The organism is Streptomyces sp. NPDC021093, assembly GCF_044333135.1.
GTDB lineage: Bacteria > Actinomycetota > Actinomycetes > Streptomycetales > Streptomycetaceae > Streptomyces.
The window spans coordinates 231,717-248,574 of sequence record NZ_JBIRQJ010000012.1 but is presented as its reverse complement, the minus strand read 5'-3'; the positions used below and the strand labels follow the sequence as shown (position 1 = coordinate 248,574).

14 protein-coding genes are annotated in these 16,858 nt (G+C 70.7%); 4 read left to right on the top strand and 10 right to left on the bottom strand.

Annotated features, from left to right (window positions below):
- The first annotated feature begins 124 nt into the window (after positions 1–124).
- The 3 genes from ACH4SP_RS33780 to ACH4SP_RS33770 are packed head-to-tail and all read left to right on the top strand — an operon-like array spanning position 125 to position 1,987.
- Positions 125–622: a hypothetical protein gene (locus tag ACH4SP_RS33780; protein ID WP_398420688.1), complete on the top strand. Its 498-nt coding sequence runs from the start codon at positions 125–127 to the stop codon at positions 620–622.
- Complete coding sequence (locus ACH4SP_RS33775; RefSeq protein ID WP_398420686.1) at positions 619–1,056, top strand: ferritin-like domain-containing protein; 438 nt, start codon at positions 619–621, stop codon at positions 1,054–1,056. Before ACH4SP_RS33780 ends, ACH4SP_RS33775 begins: the two co-directional genes overlap by 4 nt.
- Before the next feature lie 31 nt (positions 1,057–1,087).
- Positions 1,088–1,987, top strand: a complete 900-nt coding sequence (locus ACH4SP_RS33770; protein ID WP_398420684.1) for an aminoglycoside phosphotransferase family protein — start codon at positions 1,088–1,090, stop codon at positions 1,985–1,987.
- Between the two features lie 64 nt (positions 1,988–2,051).
- On the opposite strand, the gene ACH4SP_RS33765 is transcribed toward ACH4SP_RS33770, so the two are convergent.
- A complete protein-coding gene (locus tag ACH4SP_RS33765) occupies positions 2,052–2,924 on the bottom strand; it encodes an NAD(P)-dependent oxidoreductase (RefSeq protein ID WP_398420682.1) in 873 nt (290 codons plus the stop codon).
- Between the two features lie 89 nt (positions 2,925–3,013).
- Between ACH4SP_RS33765 and ACH4SP_RS33760 the strand changes: the two genes are divergently transcribed.
- Positions 3,014–3,625, top strand: coding sequence for a TetR/AcrR family transcriptional regulator (locus ACH4SP_RS33760; protein WP_398420680.1), 612 nt, complete (start codon positions 3,014–3,016; stop codon positions 3,623–3,625).
- A gap of 114 nt (positions 3,626–3,739) precedes the next feature.
- On the opposite strand, the gene ACH4SP_RS33755 is transcribed toward ACH4SP_RS33760, so the two are convergent.
- The 9 genes from ACH4SP_RS33755 to ACH4SP_RS33715 all read right to left on the bottom strand — a co-directional run bounded on the left by ACH4SP_RS33755 (position 3,740) and on the right by ACH4SP_RS33715 (position 16,656).
- Positions 3,740–5,437, bottom strand: a complete 1,698-nt coding sequence (locus ACH4SP_RS33755; protein WP_398420678.1) for a proline--tRNA ligase — start codon at positions 5,435–5,437, stop codon at positions 3,740–3,742.
- A gap of 35 nt (positions 5,438–5,472) precedes the next feature.
- Positions 5,473–6,087 (bottom strand): GNAT family N-acetyltransferase, encoded by a 615-nt coding sequence (locus tag ACH4SP_RS33750; protein WP_398420676.1) that lies wholly within the window; start codon positions 6,085–6,087, stop codon positions 5,473–5,475.
- A gap of 35 nt (positions 6,088–6,122) precedes the next feature.
- A complete protein-coding gene (locus tag ACH4SP_RS33745) occupies positions 6,123–6,968 on the bottom strand; it encodes a GNAT family N-acetyltransferase (RefSeq protein WP_398420674.1) in 846 nt (281 codons plus the stop codon).
- Positions 6,969–7,098: 130 nt separating this feature from the next.
- Complete coding sequence (gene ispG / locus ACH4SP_RS33740) at positions 7,099–8,253, bottom strand: flavodoxin-dependent (E)-4-hydroxy-3-methylbut-2-enyl-diphosphate synthase (RefSeq protein WP_398420673.1); 1,155 nt, start codon at positions 8,251–8,253, stop codon at positions 7,099–7,101.
- A gap of 181 nt (positions 8,254–8,434) precedes the next feature.
- Positions 8,435–9,736: a M50 family metallopeptidase gene (locus tag ACH4SP_RS33735; RefSeq protein WP_398420670.1), complete on the bottom strand. Its 1,302-nt coding sequence runs from the start codon at positions 9,734–9,736 to the stop codon at positions 8,435–8,437.
- On the bottom strand, positions 9,733–11,004 hold the full coding sequence (gene dxr, locus ACH4SP_RS33730; RefSeq protein WP_398420668.1) for a 1-deoxy-D-xylulose-5-phosphate reductoisomerase: 1,272 nt from the start codon (positions 11,002–11,004) through the stop codon (positions 9,733–9,735). The genes ACH4SP_RS33735 and dxr overlap by 4 nt, the downstream gene beginning before the upstream one ends.
- Before the next feature lie 89 nt (positions 11,005–11,093).
- Positions 11,094–13,799 (bottom strand): preprotein translocase subunit SecA, encoded by a 2,706-nt coding sequence (gene secA, locus ACH4SP_RS33725; RefSeq protein ID WP_398420666.1) that lies wholly within the window; start codon positions 13,797–13,799, stop codon positions 11,094–11,096.
- A gap of 94 nt (positions 13,800–13,893) precedes the next feature.
- A complete protein-coding gene (locus ACH4SP_RS33720; RefSeq protein WP_398420663.1) occupies positions 13,894–14,622 on the bottom strand; it encodes a hypothetical protein in 729 nt (242 codons plus the stop codon).
- 66 nt (positions 14,623–14,688) lie between these two features.
- Positions 14,689–16,656 carry an acyl-CoA dehydrogenase family protein gene (locus tag ACH4SP_RS33715; protein ID WP_398420661.1) on the bottom strand — a complete coding sequence of 656 codons (1,968 nt, stop codon included), beginning with the start codon at positions 16,654–16,656 and terminating at the stop codon, positions 14,689–14,691.
- Between the last annotated feature and the right edge of the window lie 202 nt (positions 16,657–16,858).

Sequence of the window (16,858 nt, the reverse complement as noted above, 5' to 3'; positions counted from 1 at the left end):
GTCTGTTTCGTCGTGTGTCAGGTCAAAGGGTATCCGGTCCGGAGGGGTGTTGCCGTCCGTCCCGGGCAAGGCGCGGGTACGCTCGCCTGCGGTGATCACCCGGGAACCGAGGGAGACGGACACAGTGCGCACGCCCACCACTCGCAGACGTGCGCTGGCCTGGAGCGGGGCCGCCGCGGCGGGCCTGCTGGCCGGCTGCTCGGACGGAGGCACCCCTTCCGGTTCCGCCGGTACGGAGACGAGCACGGCGGTCCGGAAGGCCGCGCTGCGTCTGCGCGAGACCGCGGCCCGTACGAGCACGGACCTGCTCGCCCACTACGACGCCCTGCTGACGAAGCACCCCGGCGAGAGCGCCCGGCTGCGGCCGCTGCGCGCGGAGGTCGCGCGGCAGGCGAACGTGCTGCGCGGCAGCGGCCGGGCGGCCGCCGGGACCCCGCCGGTGACCGTGGCCACCGAATCGAAGGCGGCGCTGCGGGAACTGGCCGAGGCCGAGCAGCGGGCCTCCGACGCCCATCTGGCCGCGGTGGTCCGGGCCACCCCGGAGCTGGCCAGGCTACTGGCGTCGGTGGCGGCGGCGGGCGCCGTGCACGTGTACCTGCTGACGGACGGAGCTTCCGCATGAGCACCCTGGACGCGGTGCAGGCCGCGCTCGCAGCCGAGCACGCGGCGGTGTACGGGTACGGGGTCGTGGGCGGCCGGATCGGCGACAAGCGCCGGACCGAGGCGCGCGAGGCGTACGACGCGCACCGCTCCCGGCGCGACGCGCTGGCCCGCACGGTGCACGACCTGGGCGGGAGGCCGGCGGTCGCGGAGGCGGCGTACGCGCTGCCGTTCCCGGTGCCGGACCCGGCCGCGGCGGCGAAGCTGGCCGCCGTACTGGAGGACCGGGTGGCCGGGGTGTACGCGGACCTGGTGCGCGCCGCCGAGGGCCCGCTGCGGCGCGAGGCCGCCGGGGCGCTGCGCGAGGCGGCGGTGCGGGCGGTCCGCTGGCAGGGCGGCAGCGTAGCCTTTCCTGGGCTCGCCGAACTGACCACTTCGGTACGCGAAGGCGTGTGAGTCCTCCGAATCGAAGGAGAACACCCCACCTATGGCTTTCGAACCGTCGCAGCGCCTGGTGAAGGCGCTGGGCGAGGCGCAGGGGGAAGCAGCCGCCGCCGACTGGCTGGGGCAGGTGCCGACGGTGGCTCAGGAGGCCGTCGCCGCCCGGGAGTTGACGGTCGAGCGCGTCCAGGCGCCGGGCGGCCGGAGCAGCATGGTGGTGCTGGTGCGCCGCCCCGACGGCACCCAGGGCGCGCTCAAGCTCGCCCCCGGGGCCGCCCACCCGGAGCGGGAGCGGGCGGCCCTCGCCCACTGGAACGGCTGGGGTGCCGTACAGCTCGCCGACGACCCGGCCGCCGGGGACGGGGCCCTGCTCCTGGAGCGGCTCCACTGCGAGGTGTCGCTGCGTTCGCTGCCGGAGGCGAAGGCGCTGCTCGAAGCGGCCGGAGTCGTACGGAAGCTGTGGGTTCAGCCGGCGGAAGCACACCCCTTCGAGACCGTCGAGGAGCGCACGGCGCGGCAGTCCGCGCCGATGCGCAAGGCTCCCGAGGAGCTGACCCCGCTGGTCGACGCCGCCCTCGCGGCCCGCGACGAACTGGTCGCCGCCGCCCCCGAACGCCTGCTCCTGCACGGCAACTTCAGACAGGGCAAGGTGCTCGGCGGCGACCGCACGCCGTGGCTGGCGGTCGGCCCCGACCCCCTCGTCGGCGAGCGGGCGTACGACCTGGCCCGGCTGGTCCGCGACCGGATCGAGGACCAGATCGCGACCGCGGCCGGCTCCCCCGCCACCCGCCGCCGGATCAACCGGCTGGCCGACTCCCTGGACGTGGACCGGGAGCGGCTGCACGGCTGGACGCTGTTCCGCGCGGTCGAGTCGGGGACGCGGGCGCTGGCGGCGGGACGGACGCAGGACGGCGAGATGCTGCTGGAGTTCGCGAGCTGGCTGTAGCGGACGGCGGGTGAGGGCGGGGCGGGTGTGCGCACACCCGCCCCGCCCTCTGCCGTCGTACCGGTCAGGCGTTCCCGGTGAAGACCTCGACCAGGCTGGTGAGGCTGTCCTCGGCGTGCCCGGCCGCCGCCCCGCGCCGGAAGATCTCCAGTACGGCGGCGGGGAGCACCGGGTCGACGCCCGCGTCGCGGGTGGTGTGCAGGACGTGGTCGATGCTGGCGACGCCCATCGACAGCCGCTCCAGCTCGCCGCCGTTCTCGCCCGCGTCGACGCGGGGCGTGTAGTGGGCGAAGAAGTCCGGCATGCCGCCCATGACGTCGGTGGCGTACGGCAGCAGCTCCTCAGCGGTGACGCCGTTGGCCCGGGCCACCGCGACGGCGTGCAGCCAGCTGGTCAGGCCGGTCCAGAACATGTCCATCTGGAGCTGGTAGTAGAGCGCGCCGAGACCGGGGTCCTCGCCCTTGTAGTCGCCCCGGGTGAGGACTTCCAGGGTCTCCTTGTGCTGCTCGAAGACGTCCTTCGGGCCGCTGTAGTACGTGTACACGTCGGAGCCGCCGATGCGGTTGGGCGGGGAGCCGACGCCGCCGGTGAGGTGCTGGGCGCCGTGCGCGGCGGCCCACTTCGCCGCCTCGCGGGCCCGCTCGGGGGTGTCGGAGCTGAGGTTGACCAGCACGCGGCCGGGCAGGGCGGCGGTGGCGGTCTCCAGGATCGCGTACATCGCGGCGTAGTCGGTGAGGCTCAGGATGACCAACTCATTGGCGGCGAGGGCCTGTTCGGCGCTGTCCGCGCGGACGGCGCCGCGGGCGACGAGGTCGTCGGCACGGCTCGCGGTGCGGTTCCAGACGGTGACGCGGTGACCGGCGGCGAGGTAGGCCGACGCCATGGCCTGCCCCATCGGGCCGAGACCGATGACGGTGACGGAGAACTGCGTGCCCATAAGAATATCCCCTCTAGAACGAACGCTCTATCTAGTGATCACGCTAGCACAGAGTCTGGAACGAACGCTCTATTCGGTAGAGTTCGACCGTGAAGACGAAGCAGCAGGAGCCCCGGCAGGACCCCGAAGCCACCCCCCTCGGTACGCGCGAGCGCATCGTCCGTACGACCTCACGGCTGATGCAGCGCCAGGGCTACCAGGGCACCGGCGTCAAGCAGATCGCCCGGGAGGCGGAGGCCACGCTCGGCTCCGTCTACCACTTCTTCCCGGGCGGCAAGCAGGAGCTGGGCACGGCAGCCGTGCGGCACGGGGACGAGGAGTTCGCCGACATCCTGGAGAAGATGCTGGCCGCCGAGGACAGTCCCGCGACGGCGATCCTGGTCCTGACGAAGGTGCTCGGGGAAGGGCTGCGCGACTCCGACTGGCTGGACGGCTGCCCGGTGACCTCGACGGTCGTCGGCACGGCGGGGGACTCCCCCGGCATCCAGGAGGCGGCGGCCGAGGCGTTCGCACGCTGGCGGGCGCTGGTGGCGGACGCGCTGCGCAGGGCGGGCTTCGGGGAGCGGGACGCGGCGGAGCTCGCGTACACCGTCATCAGCGCGCTGGAGGGCGCGGAGATGGCCGCACAGGTGGCCCGCAGCACGGAGCCGCTGGAGGTCGTGGGCCGACACCTGGCGCGGCTGATCGAGTCGTATCGCTGAGGGCAGTCAGGGGCGGGGTGGGGGAAGGCCCGCGCAGCGGCCCACCGATCCGCTGGTCGGGCATACGGAAGGGCCCCGCACTCCGAGAAGGAGTGCGGGGCCCTTCCGTACGGACTACTTGCCGGTCAGGCGGGCGATCGCCTCGTCCACCGTCAGCTCCTCGCGCTCACCGGTGCGGCGGTCCTTCAGCTCCAGGACGCCGTCGGCGGCGCGGCGGCCCGCGACCAGGATCTTCGGGACGCCGATGAGCTCGGAGTCGGTGAACTTCACGCCGGGCGAGACGCCCGGGCGCTCGTCGACCAGGACGCGCAGTCCGGCCTCCGCCAGCTTCTCCGCGACCTCGACGGCCAGCTCCGTCTGGAGCGCCTTGCCCGCCGCGACGACGTGCACGTCGGCCGGGGCGATCTCGGGGGTCCAGCACAGGCCCTTGTCGTCGGCGGACTGCTCGGCGAGGGCGGCCACGGCGCGCGAGACGCCGATGCCGTACGAGCCCATGGTCACGCGGACCGGCTTGCCCTGCTGGCCGAGCACGTCGAGGGAGAACGTGTCGGCGTACTTGCGGCCGAGCTGGAAGATGTGGCCGATCTCGATGGCGCGGTCCAGCTTGAGGCCGGTGCCGCAGTTGGGGCACGGGTCGCCCTCTTCGACGACGACGACGTCGAGGTAGTCGTCGACCTCGAAGTCGCGGCCCGCGACGACGTTCCTGGCGTGGGTGTCGGCCTTGTTGGCGCCGGTGATCCAGGCGGTGCCGGGGGCGACGCGGGGGTCGGCGATGTAGCGGACCTTGGCGAGGCCCTGCGGCCCGACGTAGCCGCGTACGAGGTCGTCACGGCCCTCGAAGTCCTCGGCCGTGACCAGCTCGACGACGGCCGGGGCGAGGTGCTCGCCCAGCTTGCCGAGGTCGACCTCGCGGTGGCCCGGGACGCCGACGGCGACGATCTCGCCGTCGACCTTCACCAGGAGGTTCTTCAGGGTCGCGGAGGCCTCCACGCCGAGCTGCGCGGCGAGGGTCTCGATGGTGGGGGTGTCGGGGGTTGCGATGTCCTCGGCGGCCGGGTGCTCGGCGCCCTCGACGGCCTTCAGCGCGAAGGTGACGGCCTCGGTGTTCGCGGCGTAGTCGCAGTTCGGGCAGTCGGCGAAGGTGTCCTCGCCGGCGGCGGCCGGGGCGAGGAACTCCTCGGACGCGGAGCCGCCCATGGCGCCGGAGACGGCAGACACGATGCGGTGGTCCAGGCCGAGCCGGTTGAAGATCTTGATGTACGCCTCGCGGTGCAGGCGGTACGACTCGGCGAGGCCCTCGTCGGTCGTGTCGAAGGAGTACGAGTCCTTCATCTGGAACTCGCGGCCGCGGAGCACGCCGGACCGGGGGCGGGCCTCGTCGCGGTACTTCGTCTGGATCTGGTACAGCATCACCGGCAGGTCCTTGTAGGACGTGCACTGGTCCTTGACCGTCTGGGTGAAGATCTCTTCGTGGGTGGGGCCGAGGAGGTAGTCGGCGCCCTTGCGGTCCTTGAGGCGGAAGAGCAGGTCGCCGTACTCCTCCCAGCGGCCGGAGGCCTCGTACGCCTCCTTGGGCAGGAGGGCGGGGAGGAGGACCTCCTGGGCGCCGATGGCGTCCATCTCCTCGCGCACCACGCGGGAGATGTTGTCCAGGACCTTCTTGCCGAGCGGCAGCCAGGTCCAGATGCCGGCGGCGTTGCGACGGACGTATCCGGCGCGGACCAGCAGCTTGTGGCTGAGGGTCTCGGCGTCCGCCGGGTCGTCACGCAATGTCTTGACCATCAAACGGGACATGCGCTGGACCTGGGCCATGGTGAACTCCTGCTCGGAAGGGTGATGTCAGGAGGTTAGCCGGGGGGTGGGGGCGGGCGGAAATCGGTTACGGGGCTCAGTCCCGGACTCCGGCCCTCCGCCGGCCCGCGCCGGCTTCGCGTCAGCGGCAGTGCGGCGCCCATCACCGCGTACGGCCGCGGTGCGCTCGGGAAGTGGACCTGTTGGGCGAGGTCCACGTAGCCGAGCGAGCGGTAGAGGCCGCGGGCCGGGCTCTCGATGTCGATCGCGGAGAGGATCGAGCGGGGTTCGACTGCCGTGTCCGTGATGGACGTGATCAGGTTGCGGCCGATGCCCCGTGCCTGGAAGTCCGGGTGGACGTGGAGTTCCGTGATGACGAAGGAGCCGTCGAGCCACCCGTCCCGCCCGGTGTCCCGGAGGTAGGGCTCCACGATGGTGGACCACCAGTGGGCACGGTCGTTCGGCATGCCGTACACGAAGCCGATCAGCCGGCCGTCCCCGGTCGTCGCGCCGAGGGCCCGCGCCCCCGGGCTCGTCATGTGCCGCAGGACGATGTGGCGCCGTACGCCCACCTCGTCCGGTCCGAGGCCGAAGGCGACCGCCTGCACGGCGAGCGCCTCGTCCACGTGCGCGGCGAGGTCGAGGGGGCCGACCCGTACGTCATCCGTCATGGGCGAACCCTAGCCGCCGTCGGACGGAGGAGGGTTCAGAAGAGGACGCTCATGAAGGCGCCGACCTCGCGGAAGCCGACCCTCCGGTACGACGCCCTGGCCGGGGTGTTGAAGTCGTTGACGTAGAGGCTGACGACGGGCGCGACGTCGGCCAGCGCATAGCGCAGGACGGCGGTCATGCCGCTCACGGACAGCCCGCGGCCCCGGTGCTCGGGGGCGACCCAGACGCCCTGGATCTGGCAGGCGGCGGGGGTGGCGGCGCCGATTTCCGCCTTGAATACGACCTTGCCGTCCTCTATGCGGGCGAAGGAGCGTCCGGCGCCGACCAGTTCGGCCACCCGGGCCTGGTAGAGGAGTCCGCCGTCGCCCGCCATCGGGGAGACGCCGACCTCCTCGGTGAACATCGCCACGCACGCCGGCATGATCGTTTCCATTTCGTCCTTGCGGATGCGGCGGACGAGCGGATCAGGCGTGATGTCGGGGGGAAGCGCCTCCGCGACCATCAGGGGCTGGTGGGCGCGGACGTCGCGGGCGGGGCCCCAGCTCGGTTCGAGGAGGCGCCACAGCGGGGCGGTGGCCTCGGCGGGGCCGACGATCGAGGAGCAGCGGCGGCCGGTGCGGCGGGCCCGCTCGGCGAAGGCGCGGACGGCTTCGGGGGTGGCGCAGATCGGGACCAGGTTGGCGCCGGAGTAGCAGAGGCTGCGCAGCCGTCCGTCCTCGTACCAGCCCCACATCTCGCCGCCGAGGCGCCAGGGGTCGAGGCCCGCGACCTGGACCCGGGAGGTCACGAAGGCGTTGTTGACGGGTTCGCTCTCCAGCAGGGCGAGCGCCTCGCCCAGGTCGCCGGGGGCGAGGACGCGGCAGGTGGTCGTCGTCAACACGTAGAGGGCCTCACCGTACGGATCGCTGATCTCCGCACTGTACCCGGCACGTTCGAAAGCACCCAGCCGGACCGAAAAGCCCCGCACCCGAGAGGTTCGGGGGCGGGGCCGTGACGACGGGGGGCGCGGGTCAGCTGATGGAGACCTCGGGCTCGCCGGACGGGATGCCGTCCTTCTCCATCTGCTCGGCGATCTTCATCGCTTCTTCGATCAGGGTCTCGACGATCTTCGACTCGGGGACGGTCTTGATGACCTCGCCCTTGACGAAGATCTGGCCCTTGCCGTTGCCGGAGGCGACACCGAGGTCGGCCTCGCGGGCCTCGCCGGGGCCGTTGACGACACAGCCCATGACGGCGACGCGGAGGGGGACCTCCATGCCCTCCAGGCCTGCGCTGACCTGGTCGGCGAGCTTGTACACGTCGACCTGGGCGCGGCCGCAGGACGGGCAGGAGACGATCTCCAGGCGGCGCTGCTTGAGGTTGAGGGACTCCAGGATCTGGAGACCGACCTTGACCTCTTCGGCCGGCGGTGCGGAGAGCGAGACGCGGATGGTGTCGCCGATGCCCTCGGAGAGCAGGGCGCCGAAGGCGACGGCCGACTTGATGGTGCCCTGGAAGGCGGGGCCCGCCTCGGTGACGCCGAGGTGCAGCGGGTAGTCGCACTGGGCGGCGAGCTGGCGGTAGGCGTTGACCATCACGACCGGGTCGTTGTGCTTGACCGAGATCTTGATGTCGCCGAAGCCGTGCTCCTCGAAGAGGGACGCCTCCCAGAGGGCGGACTCGACGAGGGCCTCCGGGGTGGCCTTGCCGTACTTCTTCAGCAGGCGGGCGTCGAGGGAGCCCGCGTTGACGCCGATGCGGATCGGGGTGCCGGAGTCCTTCGCGGCGTGCGCGATCTCCTTCACCTTGTCGTCGAACTGCTTGATGTTGCCCGGGTTGACGCGGACGGCGGCGCAGCCCGCGTCGATCGCGGCGAACACGTACTTCGGCTGGAAGTGGATGTCGGCGATCACCGGGATCTGCGACTTGCGCGCGATCGTGGCGAGCGCGTCGGCGTCGTCCTGCGTCGGGCAGGCGACGCGGACGATCTGGCAGCCGGACGCGGTGAGTTCGGCGATCTGCTGCAGCGTCGCGCCGATGTCGGACGTACGGGTGGTCGTCATCGACTGCACCGACACGGGTGCGTCCCCGCCGACCGCGACGGTACCGACCTGGATCTTGCGGCTGACCCTCCGGTCGGCGAGCTTCGTCGGAACGGCGGGCATTCCGAGAGAAATTGCAGTCATCTGCTGTGCAACCCCAAGTGTGGATCTAGGTCCCGGGACGATCGGCGGGCTCCGGTCTTTCAGGTCTTCGAGCGTACGTCACCCCGAAAGACCGGAGTACACCCCGTCGACAAATCCACTCAATGGAGACCAGGAAACGGCGCCCCCGAAGGGGCGCCGGTGACCGGGCGGTACCAGGGCCTCAGGAGATGCGGACGGGGTTCACCACGTCCGCGATCAGCACCAGTGCCGTGAAGCAGATGAACAGCCCCGCGACGACGTACGCGACCGGCATGAGCTTGGCGACGTCGAAGGGGCCCGGGTCGGGCCGTTTGAAGACCTTCGCCAGATTGCGGCGGAGGGATTCCCAGAGGGCCCCCGCCATGTGCCCGCCGTCGAGCGGAAGCAGCGGCAGCATGTTGAACAGGAAGAGGGACAGGTTGAAGCCCGCCACCAGCGTCAGCATGAAGCCGATGGTGGTGTCGGTGGGCAGGCCCAGGCCCATGATCTCGCCGCCGACGCGGGCCGCTCCGACGACGCCCATCGGGGAGTCGGCCTTGCGCTCCTCGCCGTTGAACGCCGCGTTCCACAGGTCGGGGACCTTGGACGGGAGCGCCACGAGGGAGTCGAGACCGGACTGGAACATGGTGCCCATCTGGTCGATGGACTCGCCGAAGGTGAGCGGGGTGATGGCGGCGGAGGGACCGAAGCCGAGGTAGCCGGCCTCGACGTACTGGTCCTTGATCGGGTTGCCGTCGGCGTCCTTGGCCAGGACCTTGTTGGTCAGCACCTTGGTGGTGAGGACCTTCTGCTGGCCGCCGCGGTCGACGGTGATGCTGACCTGGCCCCTGGACTCGCGGATGCGGTCGGAGAGGGCCGCCCAGTCGGCCACCGGCTGCCCCTGGAAGGCGACGATCCTGTCGCCCTTCTGGAGTCCGGCCGCCTGGGCGGGCGACGCCGGGTCACTGGGCTTGCACTCGCGGTTCTCGCTCTGCGAGACCACGCACGGGACGACGTTGTCGACGGTGGTGGTCGACTTGTTCTGGCCGATGATCATGAAGACGCCGAGGAACAGCACGAACGCCACGTTCAGGTTCATGAAGGGACCGGCGAACATCACGACGAAGCGCTTCCACGGCTTGCGCGTGTAGAGCAGCCGTGTCTCGTCGCCGGGCTGGAGCTCCTCGTACGCCGCCGAGCGGGCGTCCTCGATCATGCCGCGCCACGGCGAGGTGGAGCGGGCCTCGATGCGGCCGTCGGCACCGGGCGGGAACATGCCGATCATGCGGATGTAGCCGCCGAGCGGGATGGCCTTGATGCCGTACTCGGTCTCGCCCTTCTTCTTCGACCAGATGGTGGGCCCGAAGCCGACCATGTACTGGGGCACCCGGACGCCGAAGAGCTTGGCGAAGGAGAGGTGGCCGAGTTCGTGCAGGGCGATCGAGATGAGCAGCCCGACGAAGAAGATGACTATCCCGAGGACCGTCAACAGGATGGACGTCATGCGCGGGCCTCCGCCGACTCTGCTGTCTTGGCTGACTTGTTTCTTGCCAGTTCACGGGCGCGGGTGCGCGCCCAGGTTTCTGCTTCCAGGACGTCCGCGACCGTGAGGGAGGTTCCCGAAACGGGGTTTCCGTGTTCGGCCACCACCTCGGCGACCGTATCCACGATTCCTGTGAACGGCAGCCGTCCCGCGAGGAACGCGTCCACGCATTCCTCGTTCGCGGCATTGAACACCGCCGGGGCCGTGCCCGCGAGCGTTCCGACGTGACGGGCGAGTCCCACGGAGGGGAACGCCTCGGTGTCCAGGGGGAAGAATTCCCAGGTGGAGGCCTTGGACCAGTCGAAGGCGGGGGCCGCGTCAGGAACCCGTTCGGGCCAGCCGATGCCGAGCGCGATGGGGCCGCGCATATCGGGCGGGGTGGCCTGGGCGAGGGTCGAGCCGTCCACGAACTCCACCATGGAATGCACGTACGACTGGGGGTGGACGACGACCTCGATGCGGTCGAACGGGATGTCGTAGAGGAGGTGCGCCTCGATGACTTCCAGGCCCTTGTTGACGAGGGTCGCCGAGTTGACGGTGATGACGGGGCCCATCGCCCAGGTGGGGTGGGCGAGGGCGTCCTCGCGGGTGACGCCCGCCAGCTCCGCCCTCGTACGGCCGCGGAACGGGCCGCCCGACGCGGTGACGACGAGCTTGCGGACGTCGCTGCGCTTGCCGCCGGCCAGGGCCTGGAAGAGCGCCGCGTGCTCGGAGTCGACGGGGATGATCTGGCCGGGCTTCGCGAGGGCCTTCACCAGGGGGCCGCCGACGATCAGCGATTCCTTGTTGGCGAGCGCGAGGGTGCGGCCCGCTTCGAGGGCGGCGAGGGTGGGCGCGAGACCGATGGAGCCCGTGATGCCGTTGAGGACGGTGTGGCAGTCGGAGGCGGCGAGTTCGGTGGCGGCGTCGGGGCCGGCCAGGATCTCGGGCAGCGGGTCCGTGCCGTACCTCGCACGCAGTGCCTCGCGCAGGGCGGGCGCCGCCTCCTCGCGGGCGACCGCCACGGTGCGTACCTTCAGCTGCCGTGCCTGGTCGGCGAGCAGGTCCACCTGGGATCCGGCCGCGGACAGCGCGGTGATCCGGAAGCGGTCGGGGTTGCGCAGCACCAGGTCGATGGCCTGGGTGCCGATCGACCCGGTGGAGCCGAGGACGACGACGTCGCGCGGCCCTTCGGTCACGGCTCCGAAGCGGAGGTGCGGGTCGGCGAGGGGGGCTGGACTGTCGGTCATCCCCCCATTGTGGCCCGCGCGCGGGGGCCTGCGGACAGCGCGCCCCCGCTTCCGTACCGCACGGCGTCATCGCCGGTGCCGCTCGGGCGTCATCGCCGGTCGTTCTCGCGGGTGACGACGCCGTCCTCGGTGTCCATGCTGGGGGCGCTGAACCGGAGGCGGTCGTCCTGGCGGGGCGCCAGGTCCGCGGCGGGTTCCTCAGTCTCCACCTCCAGGTGGAAGAGGAAGCCGACGGTCTCCTCCTTGATGGCGTCCATCATGGCGGTGAACAGCTCGAACCCCTCGCGCTGGTACTCGAAGACGGGTTCGCGGCCGAGCATGTAGCGCAGGCCGATGCCCTCCCTCAAGTAGTCCATCTCGTAGAGGTGTTCACGCCATTTGCGGTCCAGTACGGCGAGGACGACCCGGCGTTCCAGGTCGCGCAGGGTGTCCGCGCCCAGCTGGGCCTCGCGGGCTCCGTACCGCTCGTGGATGTCCTCCCGTACGGCTTCGGCGAGGGTCTCGGAGGTGAGGTCGGGGTCCTCGCGCAGCCCGGCGACGGTGAGGGTGATCGGGTAGAGCTGGCGCAGCGCGGCCCAGAGGCGGTCCAGGTCCCATTCCTCGGCGAACCCCTCGGCGGTCGCCGCCGCGACGTAGGCGTCGGTGGTGTCGTCCATGAAGTGGCTGATCTGGGAGGTGAGGTCCTCGCCTTCGAGGACCCGGCGGCGTTCGCTGTAGACGAGCTTGCGCTGGCGGTCCATGACCTCGTCGTACTTCAGGAGGTCCTTGCGGGCCTCGAAGTTCTGCCGCTCGATCTGGGCCTGGGCGGACGCGACGGCACGGGTGACCAGCTTGTTCTCGATGGGGACCGCGTCGGGGAGGTTCGCCATGGTCATCACGCGGTCGACGGCCTGGGCGCGGAAGAGCCGCATCAGGCTGTCTTCGAGGGAGAGGTAGAAGCGGGAGGCGCCGGGGTCGCCCTGGCGGCCCGAGCGGCCGCGGAGCTGGTTGTCGATGCGGCGGGACTCGTGGCGTTCGGTGCCCAGGACGTAGAGGCCGCCGAGGGCTTTGACCTCTTCGGAGGCGGCACTGCGGTCCGTCTTGTCCAGCTGCACCGGCTCCCTCACCGGCTCCTTCGCCAGCTCCCTCACCGGCTCCTTCACCGGCTCCTTCACCGGCTCCTTCACCAGCTCCTTCACCGGCTCGTCGGACTCCCCCTGCTCCAGCGGCTCCGGGCTGCCGCCGAGCATGATGTCGGTGCCGCGGCCCGCCATGTTGGTGGCGACGGTGACCGCGCCCCGGTGGCCGGCGCGGGCGACGATCTGGGCCTCGCGCTGGTGGTTGCGGGCGTTGAGGACCTCGTGCGGGATGCCTCGGCGGCGCAGCAGTCCGGAGAGGTACTCGGACTTCTCCACGGAGACGGTGCCGACCAGGACGGGCTGCCCCTCGGCGTGCTTCTCGGCTATGTCGTCGACGACGGCCGCGTACTTGGCGTCCTCGGTGCGGTAGATGAGGTCGGGTTCGTCGCGGCGGACCATCGGCCGGTTGGTGGGGATCGGCACCACCTGGAGCTTGTAGATCTGGTGGAACTCGGCGGCCTCGGTCATGGCGGTGCCGGTCATTCCGGACAGGCCCTTGCCGTAGAGGCGGAAGAAGTTCTGCAGGGTGACGGTGGCGAGGGTCTGGTTCTCGTTCTTGATCTCCACTTCTTCCTTGGCCTCGATGGCCTGGTGGAGTCCTTCGTTGTAGCGGCGGCCGGACAGCAGACGGCCGGTGTGCTCGTCGACGATCAGGACCTCGCCGTCCATGACGACGTAGTCCTTGTCCTTGCGGAAGAGTTCCTTGGCCTTGATGGCGTTGTTGAGGTGGCCGATGAGCGGGGTGTGCGCGGAGTCGTAGAAGTTCTCGATGCCGAGCTGGTCCTCCAGGTATTCGATGCCGGGGTCGAGAATGGCGACGGTGCGCTTCTTGGGGTCGTATTCGTAATGGTGGCGGGCCCGGATCTCGGCGAGTTCGTCCTTCTGCTGCTGGGTGGTGAACCGCTCCTCCTGGACGAGTACGCCTTCCATGTGCGCGACCATCTTCACGAAGACGGAATACCACTTGGTGGGCTGGTCGGCGGGTCCGGAAATGATGAGCGGAGTGCGGGCCTCGTCGATGAGAATGGAGTCCGCCTCGTCGACGACGGCGAAGTGGTGGCCGCGCTGGACGAGTTCGCCGAGCGACCAGGCCATGTTGTCGCGGAGATAGTCGAAGCCGAATTCGGTGTTGGTGCCGTAGGTGATGTCGCAGGCATAGGCGGCGCGCCGGTCGGCGGGCTCCATGTCGGCCTTGATGACGCCGACCGTCAGCCCCATGAAGCGGTACGCCCTGCCCATCCATGCGGCGTCGCGCTCGGCGAGGTAGTCGTTGACGGTGACGAGGTGGGCGCCCTTTCCGGTGAGCGCGTTCAGATAGAGCGGCAGGGTGGCGACGAGGGTCTTCCCCTCCCCCGTGCGCATTTCGGCCACGCACTGGAGGTGGAGGGCCGCGCCGCCCATGATCTGTACGTCGAAGTGGCGCATTCCGAGAGTGCGCCGGGCCGCTTCGCGCACGGCGGCGAATGCTTCCGGCAGGAGATCGTCGAGGCTTTCGCCGCCGGTCAGCCGCTCCTTGAATTCGGCGGTGAGCGACTGGAGTTCCTCGTCGGTGAGTTCGCGGTACTCCGCGTCGAAGAGATTGACCTCTTCGACGATTCTCTGCAGCCTGCGCAGCATGCGGCCCTCGCCCGCGCGCATGATTTTGTTGGTGACCCGTCCCAGACCGAAACCCGGCATCGGAATTCCCCCTCGCTGAGGCGGACCATTGTCTGGGCTAAGTTCCGCTGCCGCAAGGAGAGTTGTGTACGGGTGGGGCGGGATTCAACAGCGGTCAACGCTTGAGGCTGCTGAATTTCTCCCACTGCGCGTCCACGATCTCCTTCGGCACGCCGCCGAGGTCCGCGCTCTCCAGTGTCTGGGCCCGGAAGGAGAGCACGGTGGGCCCGGACCGCACGACGGTGAGGTACTCGTACGACGGGGCGCCGTCCTTGCCGTCGAGCAGCGTGAGCCGGAACGCCTGCGCCTCGTCGCCGACCCCCGCGGGGGCGGGCAGCTTCCCGACGGCGGTGTACGTGCCCCGGGCCGCCCCGCGCACCTCGGCGAAGCCGCCCGCGCACTTCTGCCCGGCGGTGCGCAGGTCGGCCAGCACCCCGGCCGCGCGCCCGGCCGCGTACGTGCGCAGCTGCACGGCGACGTCGGTGCCCTGCGGCTTCCCGGGATCGGCGAGCCTGCGGTGGACCTGGGCGGCGGGGCCGCCACGGGCCGCACGGAGCCCGACGAGGGGCTGGCAGACGGCCGGGGCCGCGGTGTAGTCGTCGCTCAACGGGCCGCCGGAGACGGTGTATTCACCGGCGCGGTACGGACCGGTCTCCTCGCCGGGGGTGAGGGCGCGGGCGGTGAGGGCGGTCTGGCTGAGGGGCTTGGGGGCGGCGGCCGGCTTGCCGTCGGTGCGGGCTGCGGGCTCGGCAGGGCCGCCGCAGGCCGTGAGGGCGACGGCGCAGGACACCACCGCCAGAGTCGTGCGTGCCAGCGTGCGCTTCTTCCCGTACCCCTTGTTCATGTGTTCATCGTGGAGCACGGGAAGTCGCGGTGTCACCTGTTGACGGTTACTGGAGATCGCTGGGGATCAGCGGATCCGCCGGTGCACGTTGTCCTCCTTCGCCGGGCCGGGGGTGGCGTCGGCGATCCACGGTCCTTCGCCGCTGAGGTCGACGATGCCCTGTTCCAGCCAGGTGTACGTGCCGGAGAGGACGCCCCTGACCACCTTGTGGTCGAGGTCGTCGGTGTTGGTCCAGAGCCTGTTCAGGAGTTCTTCGACGCGGATGCGGGACTGGCGGCAGAAGACGTCGGCGAGCTGGTACGCCTCGCGGCCGTAGTCCTCGGTGGTGCGCAGGAGTTCGGCCCGTACGCAGGCCGCGCTCATCGCGAACAGCTCGGCACCGATGTCGACGATCCGGCCGAGGAAGCCCTGCTTGGTCTCCATCCGGCCCTGCCAGCGGGACATCGCGTAGAAGGTGGAGCGGGCCAGTTTGCGGGAGGTGCGCTCGACGTAGCGGAGGTGGCCGGACAGGTCGGGGTGCCCGTCCGGGTGGAACTCTCCGTAGCTGCGCGGGAGTTGACCCGGGCCGGCGACCAGTTTGGGCAGCCAGCGGGCGTAGAAGCCGGTCGCCTGGGCGCCCGCCCGCGCCTTGTCGCCGAGGGTCTTGTCCGGGTCGATCAGGTCCCCCGCCACCTTGAGGTGGGCGTCGACGGCCTCGCGGGCGATGAGCAGATGCATGATCTCCGTCGAGCCCTCGAAGATCCGGTTGATCCGCAGGTCGCGGAGGATCTGCTCGGCGGGTACGGCGCGTTCGCCGCGCGCGGCGAGCGAGTCGGCGGTCTCGAAGCCCCGGCCGCCCCTGATCTGGACCAGCTCATCGGCCATCAGCCAGGCCATCTCGGACCCGTACAGCTTGGCCAGCGCCGCCTCGATGCGAATGTCGTTGCGGTCCTCGTCGGCCATCTGCGAGGACAGGTCGAGTACGGCTTCCAGCGCGAAGGTGGTGGCGGCGATGAAGGAGATCTTGGCGCCGACGGCCTCGTGGTGGGCGACCGGCTTGCCCCACTGCTCGCGCACCGCCGACCACTCGCGGGCGATCTTCAGGCACCACTTGCCGGCGCCGACGCACATGGCGGGGAGGGAGAGCCGCCCGGTGTTGAGCGTGGTGAGCGCGATCTTGAGGCCTGCACCCTCGGGCCCGATGCGGTTCGCGGCGGGGACCTTGACCTGGTGGAAGCGGGTGACGCCGTTCTCCAGGCCGCGCAGGCCCATGAAGGTGTTGCGGTGCTCGACGGTGATGCCCGGGGAGTCGGCCTCGACGACGAAGGCGGTGATGCCGCCCTTGCCGCTGTCGGTCCTCGGGACACGGGCCATGACCACGAGGAGGTCCGCGACGACGCCGTTGGTGGTCCACAGCTTCACGCCGTCGAGCACGTACCCGTCGTCGCCGTCAGGTACGGCGGAGGTGGCAAGCCGCGCCGGGTCCGAGCCGACGTCCGGCTCGGTCAGCAGGAACGCGGAGATGTCGCTGCGGGCGAGCCGGGGCAGGAAGGCGTCCCGCTGCTCCTGCGTGCCGAACAGCTTGAGCGGCTGCGGCACGCCGATGGACTGGTGCGCGGAGAGCAGCGCGCCGAGTGCGGGGCTGGCGGAGCCGACCAGGGCGAGCGCCTTGTTGTAGTACACCTGGGTCAGCCCCAGGCCCCCGTACTTCCGGTCGATCTTCATGCCGAGCGCGCCGAGCTCCTTGAGCCCGTTGACCGTCTCGTCGGGGATGCGGTCCTCGCGCTCGATGCGGGCGCCGTCGATCTCCGTCTCGCAGAACGCGCGCAGTTTGGCGAGGAAGGCCTCGCCGCGCTCGCTGTCCTCGGTCGGGGGCAGCGGGTGCGGGTGGATGAGGTCGAGGCGGAAGCGGCCGAGGAAGAGCTCCTTGGCGAAGCTGGGCTTGCGCCAGTCCTGCTCGCGGGCGGCCTCGGCTACCTGCCGGGCCTCGCGTTCGGTGACTTTGGGCTGCTGGCCTGGCCGGTGATTGGCTGCTGATGCGTGTGGTGCGGACATGAGGCTCACCTCGCCGCGAGTCGGGATCAAGGACCCGGAGGACGCCGTACCGTCGCAATGAGCCTGTACGGCTACCGACCGGTTCTACCCACTCGTATGTACCCCATTGTGCCCATCGCTACCAGCCCTCGCGCGGTGGCGATACCGGGCCGGTGGCGGTACGGGTCCGGTGGCGGTGCGCGTCTGGTGGCGGTGCGGGTCC